The organism is Kutzneria sp. 744 (assembly GCF_000568255.1).
Taxonomy (GTDB): Bacteria; Actinomycetota; Actinomycetes; order Mycobacteriales; family Pseudonocardiaceae; genus Kutzneria.
In genome coordinates, this window is sequence record NZ_KK037166.1 from 11,175,828 (window position 1) to 11,187,421 (window position 11,594).

Sequence of the window (11,594 nt, forward strand, 5' to 3'; positions counted from 1 at the left end):
ATGGTATGGGCCAGCCACACGTCGTCGCCCAGCCAACCCAGCTGTTCGGCGTACTGGGCCGGCGTGCAGCCGTTCTCGGCGAGGCACTGCTCTTCCTCGTCGATGGTCTCGGCCAAGTGCGTGTGCAGCCGAACTCCGTGCCGCCGGGCCAGTTCCGCCGCCTGCTCCATGAGCTCGCGGCTCACGGAGAAGGGGGAGCAGGGGCCGACAGCGATGCGGATCAGGCCGAGCGGGTCCGGGTCGTGGTAGTCGTTGATGGCTTTTTCCGTGCCCAGCAACGCCGCTTCGAGATCCTCGACGATGTTGTCCGGCGGCAGGCCGCCCTGGGACTGCCCACGGTCCATGGAGCCGCGCACCGCGTGCAGGCGGACGCCGAGCCGTCGCGCCTCACCGACCAGCGCGCCGATCTGGTCGCCGCCGTTGTCGGGGAAGACGTAGTGGTGGTCGGCGATGGTCGTGCAACCGGTCAGGGCCAGCTTGGCCATGCCGGCCGCGCCGGCCGCCCGCGTGACCTCCTCGGTCAGCCGCCCCCACACCGGGTACAGCGTGGTCAGCCACTCGAACAGCTCGGCGTCCTCGGCGTAGCCGCGGGTGGCCCACTGGTACAGGTGGTGGTGGGTGTTGACCAGGCCCGGCGTGACCAGGCGGCCGCCGGCGTCGATGTAGTCGTGGTCCTCGGCCGGCCGCTGGGCCTGGCCGGGGCCGACCCGCTCGATCAGGCCGTCACGGATGACGACGTGGCCGCTGGCGTGCTCGGTGTTGTCGGCGTCGACGGTCGCGATCGCCGCGTTGTCGACGACTACGACGCTCATCGGGTCGCCGCCAGTCGCACCGCGTCGAGGATCTTCTCGTATCCGGTGCAGCGGCAGAGGTTGCCGGCCAATGCCTCCCGGATCTCCGGATCCGACGGCTGCGGCACGCGGTTGAGCAGATCGTGGGCGGCGACGACCAGACCCGGCGTGCAGAAACCACACTGGACCGCACCGGCGTCCACAAAGGACTGCTGCACCCGGTCCAGGGTGTCACCGTCGGCCAGGCCTTCGACCGTGGCGACCTCGCGGCCCTCGGCCTGCCCGGCCGCGACCAGGCACGAGCACACCGGCGTGCCATCCATGTAGACCGTGCAGGAACCGCATTCGCCCTGCTCACAGGCGTTCTTCGAGCCCGGCAGGCCCAGGCGCTCACGCAGCACGTGGAGCAGGCTCTCGCCCTCCCACACGTCGTCGGCCTGCCTGGCCTCCCCGTTGACCGTGACGTTCAGGCGCATCGCGCGTAGTCCTTCCATGCCCAGGTGAGCGTGCGGCGGGCCAGCACGGACAGCGCGTGCCGGCGGTAGGCGGCGGTGCCGCGCACGTCGTCGATCGGCGTGGCCGCGGCGGCGACGAGCTCACCGAAGCGCCGCGCCACGGAGTCGGTCAGCGGCTTCGGCGATTCCCACGAAAGCTCCTCGGCCGCGAACCGCTCGGCCTCGACCGCCCGGATCGGAGTCGGTCCGGCCGACCCGATGCCCGCGCCGACGCGGTTGCCCTCGGGATGCAAGGCCAAGCCGAAGGAGCAGACCGCGATCACCATCGCGTTGCGCGTGCCTACCTTGCTGAACTGCTGCGGCCCCGTGCCCGCCGGCAGGTGGATCGCGGTGATCAGCTCATCCGGCTCCAGCGCGTTGCGCTTCACGCCCCGGTAGAACTTGCCGATCGGAATCTCCCTCGTGCCGCGCACGGAGGCGACCTCCACCGTCGCGTCGGTGGCCAGCAGCACCGGATGCGTGTCGCCGGCGGGGGAGGAGGCGCCGAGGTTGCCGCCGACCGTGCCGCGGTTGCGGATCTGCGGCGAGCCCACCGTGCGGGAGGCCATGGCCAGCCCCGGCAGCCGGTCGCCCAGCTCGGCGATGATCCGCGCGTACGTCACTCCCGCGCCCAGGCGGGTGCCGCTCGGCGTGACCGTCCACTCGGCCAGTTCGCCGACCCGCGTCAGGTCGAGCAGCGCGGCCGGCCTGCGGTGGTCGAAGTTCAGCTCCACCATCACGTCGGTGCCGCCCGCGATCGGCACCGCGTCCGGCTGCGCCGACTTGGCGTCGAGGGCCTCGGCCAGTGAGGTCGGTCGTAGGAATTCCACGTGACGTAGTACACAGTCCGCCCGCGGGCGGTGCTAGCGGCGAACACCACGAAACGCCGACCCGATCGGGCGGGTCTTTTGGAGGATCCTCCAAGTACCCTGCCTGACGTGCGCCTGGGTGAGCTGTTGGCCGATCCGGGGCTCGGGCTCCGGCTGCTGGTCGGGGCGATCGAGCCCGATCCGGAGTTCCGCTGGATCTACGTCACCGACCTGCGCGACCCGCGCCGCTACCTCGGCGGCGGCGAGGTCGTGCTGACCGGCATGCTCTGGTACCACGATCCCGGCGACGCCGAGGCCTTCGTGTCCGCCATCGCCGAGATGGGCGTGGTCGCCCTGGGCGTCGGCACCGCCGAGATCGGCCCCGTCACCTTCGACGTCGTCGCCGACGCCTGCCGACGGCACTCGGTCCGGCTGTTCACCGTGCCCCTCGACGTCTCCTTCACGTCCATCACCCAGCGTGTCGTCTCCGCCCTGGCCGCCGAGCACGTCCGCCGGTCCAGCGCCGTGCTGGAGCACCACCGCCGTCTCGTCGCCGTGCTGGGCTCCGGCGCCGGTCTGGACGGCCTCGTCGCCGCCGGGTCCGTCGAGCTGGGCGTGCCGTGCTGGGTCATCGCCCCGACCGGTCGCGTGGTGGCCGGCGTAACCGACCTCCCCGACAGCGCGGCGGTAGCCGCCGGCTTTGTCACCGGCAAACGCCAGGTCGGCTCTTACAGCATGCTGCCCGTCGGCACCGGGCATCGACTGGCCTGCTGGGCCCTCGTCGTCGCCGACCGGACCGCCGACCGGCACGAGATCGCCGTCGAGCTCGCCACCCTCATCGGCCTGGAACGCTCTGCCCTCGCCGCCGGCCGCGTCGGCGAGCGCCGCTCCGCCACCCAGCTGCTCTCACTGCTGGCCGACGAGTCCACCCCCGCCGCCGACATCAGCGCCCGCCTCACCGCCGCCGGCTTCGGCCCCGACGACAGCCTGTGCGTCGTGTCCATGACCATCACCGGCGAGGCCGGTCTCGCCCTCGACGTCCTTGACTCGCTCGTTGAAGGCCTCGTGACCGATGTGGACGGTGAGGCCGTAGCGATCACCTTGGCCGGCAACGACTTGCTTGACTCCCTGCGCTCCGGTGTCCGTGCCCTCGAACCCGGCCTCGGCCCCTGCCGCCTGGCCCTGGGCATCAGCAGCCCCGGCCCCGCTTCCCGCCTCCGCGCCTCCGTCGACGAGGCCCGCTACGCCCGCGGCGTCGCCGTCCACAACGGTGCTCACGCCGCCGTGGTCGCCGGCTCCGAGCTCGCCTCCCACCAGCTCCTGTTCGGCGCTCTCCCCGACGAGCTCCGCCAGTCCTTCTGCCGCCGCCTACTCGGCCCCGTCCGCGCCTACGACCAGGAGCACCACTCCGAGCTCCTGGAATCCCTGCGCGTCTTCCTCGACTGCTCCGGCTCCTGGTCCCAGGCCGCCGCCCGCCTGCACCTGCACGTCAACACCCTGCGCTACCGCATCGGCCGCGTCGAGGACCTCACCGGCCGCGACCTGTCCCGCTTCGCCGACCGCGTCGACCTCTTCCTGGCCCTGGAGCTGTCCCGCTAGTGTCCTGCGCCTAAAGTTCGTTGATTAATTGTAGGATTGACGGATGGCAGGTAGAGGCCGGCCGGTGGCCGCTGTGGTGTTAACCGACGAGGAACGCGAGACGCTTCAACGGTGGGCGCGGCGGGCGAAGTCGTCGCAGGCATTGGCACAGCGATGCCGAATCGTGCTCGGGTGCGCGGCCGGCGGATCCAATCAGGACGTCGCCGCCGAGTTGGGGATCTGGCCGCAGACGGTGGGCAAGTGGCGACGACGGTTCCTGGACAGGCGCCTGGAGGGCTTGGTGGACGAGCCACGTCCGGGCGCCCCGCGCAAGATCACCGACGAGCAGGTCGAGGAACTGGTGGTGGCCACGCTGGAACGGACCCCGGCCGATGCCACGCACTGGTCGCGGACCTCGATGGCGGCCGAGAGCGGATTGTCCAAGTCGACGGTCGGACGGATCTGGAAGGCGTTCAACCTCAAGCCCCACCAGGTCGACACCTTCAAACTCAGCAACGATCCGCAGTTCGTCGACAAGGTCCGCGACGTCGTCGGGCTCTACCTGAATCCGCCCGACAAGGCGCTGGTCCTCTGCGTCGACGAGTTGGGTCGGACCGGGGCGCGTTGACGTCCTTACGAACGTTACGTTTCCCCGGCCCGCCCGCCGAACCGGACGTGCCCATTCCTGAGCATCCGGCTCTCCACGAGCCCGTGTCAGCGGATCACTTTGCTGGTTCTGGCGTTATGACTGCCCAGGGTGTAGGGATGTTGGCCGCCCGGTATCGGTAACGGCTGACCGTCACCGTCTGGGGCTGGAACAACGTCACCTCGTCCTCCGTCGGTCGCCACCCCGGAAGGTAACGGCGCATGAGGACGGCCCACTTCGTTTTGTTGTGCCGCTTACGAATCCACCGCACTACCCGATGCCAGGCGTAATCATCGAGGTAGTGGAAGGTCGCCTTCGACACACCATGACGGAAGTAGACGCACCAACCCCGCAGCACCAAGTTGAGTTGGCGCAGCAGGGCGGCAAGTGTTGGATGCGACGACCTGCGGGTCAGCGCGCGGACCCGCCCGACGATCGAGGCCAGCGCCTTCTTCGACGGGTAGGTGTAGACCACGCGCTTGTCCGTGCCCCGCTTCCGTTTCCGCTGGATGCGGAACCCGAGGAAGTCGAAGCCCTCATCGATGTGACAGACCCTCGTCTTGGCTGCCGACAACCGCAGGCCCATCGGGGCCAACAGTCCGGCCACCACCTCCCGGAGGTCTTCGGCATGCCGCTTCGACCCGGACACCAGAACCACGAAATCGTCCGCGTAGCGAACGATCCGATAGGTGGCCGACCCCTTGCGGCGCGCCACGAACCGCCGATACGAGGTGCCGCTGGCCGCCCATGCCCGGGCGAAATGCTCGTCCAGGACTGACAGGGCGATGTTGGCCAGCAACGGAGACAGGATCCCGCCTTGGGGTGTGCCGGTACTGGTGTTCCTGACCACGCCGTCCTCGCTGAGGACGCCCGCATGCAGGAACGCCTTCACCAGAGCCAGAACACGTTTGTCCCCGACCCGACCACGCACCCGGTCCATCAGGGCCGGGTGGTCGATCATGTCGAAGCACGCCTCGATGTCCCCTTCCAGGACCCACTCATACGAGCGGGACGTGAACTGGTGGATCTCCGCGATCGCATCCTGGGCCCGGCGCCGAGGACGGAAACCGTAGGAACACGGTTGGAAGTCCGCCTCGAAGATCGGCTCCAGTACCAGCTTCAGAGCCGCCTGCACGGTGCGGTCCCGCGCGGTCGGGATACCCAAGCGACGCAGATTCGCGCTGCCCGGCTTGGGGATCATCCGCTCCCGCACGGGCATCGGGTCGAACCGCCGCTCCCTGAGATCTCGCCTCAAGGTGGGCAGGAACCACTCCTCGGCGGCGAACACGGCGTCCGGACGGACACCATCCACCCCCGCCGACCGCTTACCCTTGTTGCCCCTGACCCGCGTCCACGCCACAACGAGAACAGCCGGGTCACACACCAAATTGAACACGTCGTCGAACCGGCGACCAGGACCATCGATCGCCCACTGATGCAGCTTGGTCTGGATCCGCAGTACCCGCGCCTCGGCCTCCTCGACCGTCGGCCACAGCACACCCGTATTCACCGGTGATCTCCTGCCCTTCCGTTCCCATCGCCGCGGACTCGCTGCCGCCCTTCGCCATGTGGCCGGCTTTCCCGACCTCGGACTACTACGACGGCTCCGCCACGCCCCGGCCCGCTCAGCCGACGACGAGCCTGCCCGCACCCGACCTGGACGGCCAGCACGCGGGACCAGCCCGGGACGCTTCCCACGTTCACCACACACCGGTCGACGGGGTCGGTGCCCAGCTTTGCCCCTGCGACATCGCCACGAGTACGCCGCAGCCTTTCCTCGCGGCCTCCCTGCCGGCGTCTTCACCCGGCCCGAAAGTCACCCGCCCTGTCCCGGACATCCGGTCAAGACAGGTGTGCGTCGCGCTCCGGCCCGCATCCGCCAGGTTGGAGCCGGTGTATCTCTTGAGAGGCTTTAACCGCTGGTTCCTCACGTACACCTTTCCGTCTCGCTAGGTGAGCCCGAGCCGTCTGGCAGTGCCGGCCCGTCTCCTCGTTGTCAGGGCTGCTCCCACCCTCCCCGGCGCCTCCCGGATCAGGCTGCCCTCAGCTTCATCGACCTGCTGCGACAGGACGACGGCGGAGGTCTCTCACCTCCACCCGATAGTGCAGCGCCTCGTGGCGCACGAAGTCGCAGATCCAGGCGCTGGACCGGTCCGCGCCGATGCTGCCGATGATGCCCGGCCTGCCGCAGCGCCGTACCCATGACTACATCCGGCACGGCATCACCACCCTGTTCGCCGCGCTCGACGTGGCCAGCGGCGAGGTGATCGGCTCCATCCACCGCCGTCACCGCGCGGTGGAGTTCAAGAAGTTCCTCACCACACTGGACAAGCAGGTGCCCGCCGACCTTGACGTGCACCTAATCTGCGACAACTACACCACCCACAAACACCCCACGATCAACAAGTGGCTGGCCGCGCACCCCCGCTTCCACATGCACTTCACCCCGACCTACTCCTCCTGGCTCAACCAGGTGGAGCGATGGTTCGGCTTGCTGACCGACAAACGCCTGCGTCGAGCTGCGCACAAGTCCTTACGTGCACTGGAAAACGACATCCGCGACTGGATCACGACGTGGAACGCCGATCCCAGGCCGTTCGTGTGGACCAAGGACGCTGACGAGATCCTCGACCGCCTCGCCTCATATCTTGACCGAATTCCTGGCGCAGGACACTAGTTCTCAGGTGACATCCGCCGTGCCCGCCGCGTCGACATCAACCTGAGCCTGGCTCATGCCACCCTCGAACCATGCGGCGCCACCAGCGCCGTGAGGGCGGTGCGCCTCGGGATCGGCGCGATCCGCGCCATCGGCACCGACCTCGCCGACCGCGTCGTCGCCGAACGCGACACGAACGGGCAGTACACGAGCATGGTCGACCTCGCCCGACGCACGCGGATGACCACGCCCCAACTGGAGGCGTTGGCCACCGCCGGGGGCATCCGCCGGATTCGGCATGGACCGGCGGCAGGCATTGTGGGCAGCGGGCGCCGTGGCCCGGGATCGGCCGGACCGGTTGCCAGGGACCACAATGGGCACGGACGCACCGATGCTGCCCGGCATGGACAAGATCGAGACCGCCGTCGCCGACGTGTGGGCAACGGGAATCTCCCGACAGCCACCCGATCCAGTTCCTCCGGCCACGCCTGGACAAGCTCGGAGTCATCCCGATCACACGCCTGTCCACAAAGGAGCATGGCCAACGGGCGGTGGTGGCCGGCGCGGTCACCCACCGACAGACGTCGCCATTTGCCTACCGTCTGCGGCCAAATGCCCAACTCGGTGGCGACCTCGGTGTTGGATTTGCCCTCGGCGCAGCCCAGCACGATGCGGCACCGCAGTACCAATATCTGCGACGATTTCGCACGCTGGGACCAACGCGTGAGCGTGTCGCGCTCCTCGTCGGTCAATACCACCGCGGCTGCCGGACGACCTCGACCTGCTATCCACCGATCGTACAATTCTTCAACGAACTTCGAACTCGGGACACTAGTGTCCTGCGCCGGAAATTCAATGACTAAGTCTAGTCTGGGTGGATGGCGCGGACTGGACGACCGAAGGTCGAGTTGGTGTTGACCGCTGACGAGCGGGAGACGTTGCAACGGTGGGCGCGTCGGGCGGCGAGCGCGCAAGCGCTGGCTCTGCGGTGCCGGGTCGTGCTCGCGTGCGCGGAGGGTTTGTCCAATGTGGAGGTCGCGGCGCGGTTGGGGGTGCATCGGACGATGGTGGGCAAGTGGCGTGCCCGGTTCGCGGTCGGACGCCTGGACGCCTTGATGGACGAGGACAGGCCGGGACGTCCGCCGTCGATCACGGTGGACCAGGTCGAAGAGGTGATCGTGGCGACGCTGGAGGAGACTCCGCGCAACGCCACGCACTGGTCGCGGACGTCGATGGCGGAGAAGTCCGGGCTGAGCAAGTCGACCATCGGCCGGATCTGGCGCGACTTCGGCCTCAAGCCTCATCGCGCCGAGACGTTCAAGCTCTCCACTGATCCGCTGTTCGTGGAGAAGGTCGTGGATGTCGTTGGCCTGTATCACAATCCGCCTGAGCGGGCCGTCGTGCTGTGCGTCGACGAGTTGGGTCGGACCGGGGCGCGTTGACGTCCTTACGAACGTTACGTTTCCCCGGCCCGCCCGCCGAACCGGACGTGCCCATTCCTGAGCATCCGGCTCTCCACGAGCCCGTGTCAGCGGATCACTTTGCTGGTTCTGGCGTTATGACTGCCCAGGGTGTAGGGATGTTGGCCGCCCGGTATCGGTAACGGCTGACCGTCACCGTCTGGGGCTGGAACAACGTCACCTCGTCCTCCGTCGGTCGCCACCCCGGAAGGTAACGGCGCATGAGGACGGCCCACTTCGTTTTGTTGTGCCGCTTACGAATCCACCGCACTACCCGATGCCAGGCGTAATCATCGAGGTAGTGGAAGGTCGCCTTCGACACACCATGACGGAAGTAGACGCACCAACCCCGCAGCACCAAGTTGAGTTGGCGCAGCAGGGCGGCAAGTGTTGGATGCGACGACCTGCGGGTCAGCGCGCGGACCCGCCCGACGATCGAGGCCAGCGCCTTCTTCGACGGGTAGGTGTAGACCACGCGCTTGTCCGTGCCCCGCTTCCGTTTCCGCTGGATGCGGAACCCGAGGAAGTCGAAGCCCTCATCGATGTGACAGACCCTCGTCTTGGCTGCCGACAACCGCAGGCCCATCGGGGCCAACAGTCCGGCCACCACCTCCCGGAGGTCTTCGGCATGCCGCTTCGACCCGGACACCAGAACCACGAAATCGTCCGCGTAGCGAACGATCCGATAGGTGGCCGACCCCTTGCGGCGCGCCACGAACCGCCGATACGAGGTGCCGCTGGCCGCCCATGCCCGGGCGAAATGCTCGTCCAGGACTGACAGGGCGATGTTGGCCAGCAACGGAGACAGGATCCCGCCTTGGGGTGTGCCGGTACTGGTGTTCCTGACCACGCCGTCCTCGCTGAGGACGCCCGCATGCAGGAACGCCTTCACCAGAGCCAGAACACGTTTGTCCCCGACCCGACCACGCACCCGGTCCATCAGGGCCGGGTGGTCGATCATGTCGAAGCACGCCTCGATGTCCCCTTCCAGGACCCACTCATACGAGCGGGACGTGAACTGGTGGATCTCCGCGATCGCATCCTGGGCCCGGCGCCGAGGACGGAAACCGTAGGAACACGGTTGGAAGTCCGCCTCGAAGATCGGCTCCAGTACCAGCTTCAGAGCCGCCTGCACGGTGCGGTCCCGCGCGGTCGGGATACCCAAGCGACGCAGATTCGCGCTGCCCGGCTTGGGGATCATCCGCTCCCGCACGGGCATCGGGTCGAACCGCCGCTCCCTGAGATCTCGCCTCAAGGTGGGCAGGAACCACTCCTCGGCGGCGAACACGGCGTCCGGACGGACACCATCCACCCCCGCCGACCGCTTACCCTTGTTGCCCCTGACCCGCGTCCACGCCACAACGAGAACAGCCGGGTCACACACCAAATTGAACACGTCGTCGAACCGGCGACCAGGACCATCGATCGCCCACTGATGCAGCTTGGTCTGGATCCGCAGTACCCGCGCCTCGGCCTCCTCGACCGTCGGCCACAGCACACCCGTATTCACCGGTGATCTCCTGCCCTTCCGTTCCCATCGCCGCGGACTCGCTGCCGCCCTTCGCCATGTGGCCGGCTTTCCCGACCTCGGACTACTACGACGGCTCCGCCACGCCCCGGCCCGCTCAGCCGACGACGAGCCTGCCCGCACCCGACCTGGACGGCCAGCACGCGGGACCAGCCCGGGACGCTTCCCACGTTCACCACACACCGGTCGACGGGGTCGGTGCCCAGCTTTGCCCCTGCGACATCGCCACGAGTACGCCGCAGCCTTTCCTCGCGGCCTCCCTGCCGGCGTCTTCACCCGGCCCGAAAGTCACCCGCCCTGTCCCGGACATCCGGTCAAGACAGGTGTGCGTCGCGCTCCGGCCCGCATCCGCCAGGTTGGAGCCGGTGTATCTCTTGAGAGGCTTTAACCGCTGGTTCCTCACGTACACCTTTCCGTCTCGCTAGGTGAGCCCGAGCCGTCTGGCAGTGCCGGCCCGTCTCCTCGTTGTCAGGGCTGCTCCCACCCTCCCCGGCGCCTCCCGGATCAGGCTGCCCTCAGCTTCATCGACCTGCTGCGACAGGACGACGGCGGAGGTCTCTCACCTCCACCCGATAGTGCAGCGCCTCGTGGCGCACGAAGAGTCAGATCCAAGCCCTGGACCGTTCCCAGCCGGTGTTGCCGATGATGCCAGGCATGCCCGAGCGGCGAACGCATGACTACGTCCGCAACGGCATCACCAGCCTGTTCGCCGCGTTCGACATTGCTGACGGCACGGTGATCAGCGAGTTGCACCGCAAGCACCGCGCCGCCGAGTTCAAGAAGTTCCTGATCACGATCGACAAGTCCGTGCCCGCAGAGCTGGACGTGCACCTGGTCTGCGACAACTACGGCACTCATAAAACCCCGTCGATCAAGGCCTGGCTGGCCAAGCATCCCCGGTTCCATATGCACTTCACCCCGACCGGGTCGTCGTGGATCAACCAGGTCGAACGCTGGTTCGGGCTGTTGGCCGAGCAGAAGATCAAACGCGGTGCTCACAAGAGCGTCCGGGCGCTGGAGAAAGACGTTCGTGCCTGGATCGCCGACTGGAACACCCATCCCCGTCCGTTTCTCTGGACCAAGACCGCCGAAGAGATCCTCGAGTCACTCGCCCGATTTTGTCGACGGATTTCCGGCGCAGGACACTAGCCGACCGACGAGGACGCGATCTTCCAGATGCCGTCCTGCTGCACCATGCCGAACGTGGTCCGCTCGACCTGGGTGCTGCCGTCCTTCTTGTGGTAGGTGATGGTCGCGACCACGGTGCCCGGCGGCGTCGCCGTCACGCCGGTGGCCTCGACGCTCGCGACACCGCCCCAGAAGCTCTGGTAGCCCGCCATGCCGCCGGCCTTGTTCTGCCGGTAGTCCTCGGTCATGCGGTTCCAGGCGTCGTTGAGGTCGTGCGGCACCAGCGTGTAGTAGTCGGAGATCGCTTTGGCCAGCTGGGTGGCGGGGTCGGCCGGCGGCGGGGCGGCGGCCGTGGTCGTCGTGGTGGCGGTCGTCGTGGTCGCCGCGCCGGTGGTCGTGCTGCTGGGCGCCGTCGTGGTGGTGCTGGCGGCGGTGGTGGACCTGCCGGTCGTGGACGGGCCGCCGGCGGTGACCGAGGGCTGCGGCTGGTTAAGGCGTAGGCGA

The 11,594-nt window shown here is 68.1% G+C and carries 8 protein-coding genes and 4 pseudogenes; 6 read left to right on the top strand and 6 right to left on the bottom strand.

The window, feature by feature from the left end; translation table 11 throughout:
• From KUTG_RS50580 to KUTG_RS50590, 3 genes are all read right to left on the bottom strand, one after another.
• On the bottom strand, nt 1-812 hold an 812-nt coding region (locus KUTG_RS50580), incomplete at its 3' end, for an amidohydrolase family protein (protein ID WP_043727173.1).
• Nucleotides 809-1,267, bottom strand: coding sequence for a (2Fe-2S)-binding protein (locus KUTG_RS50585; protein ID WP_043727174.1), 459 nt, complete (start codon nt 1,265-1,267; stop codon nt 809-811). The genes KUTG_RS50585 and KUTG_RS50580, both read right to left, overlap by 4 nt.
• Entirely contained in the window at nt 1,258-2,115 is an 858-nt protein-coding gene (locus KUTG_RS50590; RefSeq protein WP_043727175.1) for an FAD binding domain-containing protein, read from the bottom strand. The genes KUTG_RS50585 and KUTG_RS50590 overlap by 10 nt, the downstream gene beginning before the upstream one ends.
• A 108-nt stretch (nt 2,116-2,223) precedes the next feature.
• Here KUTG_RS50590 and KUTG_RS50595 point away from each other — a divergent pair, with 108 nt between their 5' ends.
• Together KUTG_RS50595 and KUTG_RS50600 are read left to right on the top strand one after the other, a co-directional pair.
• A complete protein-coding gene (locus KUTG_RS50595; RefSeq protein ID WP_043727177.1) occupies nt 2,224-3,693 on the top strand; it encodes a PucR family transcriptional regulator in 1,470 nt (489 codons plus the stop codon).
• A gap of 43 nt (nt 3,694-3,736) precedes the next feature.
• Nucleotides 3,737-4,276 (top strand): annotated as a pseudogene (locus tag KUTG_RS50600) (IS630 family transposase); the annotation flags it as partial.
• A gap of 118 nt (nt 4,277-4,394) precedes the next feature.
• On the opposite strand, the gene ltrA (KUTG_RS50605) reads toward KUTG_RS50600, so the two are convergent.
• Nucleotides 4,395-5,828, bottom strand: a complete 1,434-nt coding sequence (gene ltrA / locus KUTG_RS50605) for a group II intron reverse transcriptase/maturase (protein ID WP_043714528.1) — start codon at nt 5,826-5,828, stop codon at nt 4,395-4,397.
• Nucleotides 5,829-6,452: 624 nt separating this feature from the next.
• Here ltrA (KUTG_RS50605) and KUTG_RS50615 point away from each other — a divergent pair.
• The 3 genes and pseudogenes from KUTG_RS50615 to KUTG_RS50620 form a co-directional block, all read left to right on the top strand.
• The gene (locus tag KUTG_RS50615; protein ID WP_369794618.1) at nt 6,453-6,995 is read left to right on the top strand and encodes an IS630 family transposase; all 543 of its coding nucleotides are present in this window, start codon (nt 6,453-6,455) and stop codon (nt 6,993-6,995) included.
• Between the two features lie 48 nt (nt 6,996-7,043).
• Entirely contained in the window at nt 7,044-7,892 is an 849-nt protein-coding gene (locus KUTG_RS66890) for a helix-hairpin-helix domain-containing protein (RefSeq protein ID WP_369794688.1), read from the top strand.
• A pseudogene (locus tag KUTG_RS50620) lies at nt 7,853-8,392 on the top strand (IS630 family transposase); the annotation flags it as partial. The gene KUTG_RS66890 and the pseudogene KUTG_RS50620, both read left to right, overlap by 40 nt.
• Nucleotides 8,393-8,510: 118 nt before the next feature.
• On the opposite strand, the gene ltrA (KUTG_RS50625) reads toward KUTG_RS50620, so the two are convergent.
• Nucleotides 8,511-9,944 (bottom strand): group II intron reverse transcriptase/maturase, encoded by a 1,434-nt coding sequence (ltrA, locus tag KUTG_RS50625; protein WP_043714528.1) that lies wholly within the window; start codon nt 9,942-9,944, stop codon nt 8,511-8,513.
• A 615-nt stretch (nt 9,945-10,559) separates the two neighbouring features.
• Here ltrA (KUTG_RS50625) and KUTG_RS50635 point away from each other — a divergent pair.
• Nucleotides 10,560-11,111, top strand: a pseudogene (locus KUTG_RS50635) (IS630 family transposase); the annotation flags it as partial.
• Here KUTG_RS50635 and KUTG_RS62750 read toward each other — a convergent pair.
• A pseudogene (locus tag KUTG_RS62750) lies at nt 11,108-11,594 on the bottom strand (hypothetical protein); the annotation flags it as partial. The pseudogenes KUTG_RS50635 and KUTG_RS62750 sit on opposite strands and share 4 nt — an antisense overlap.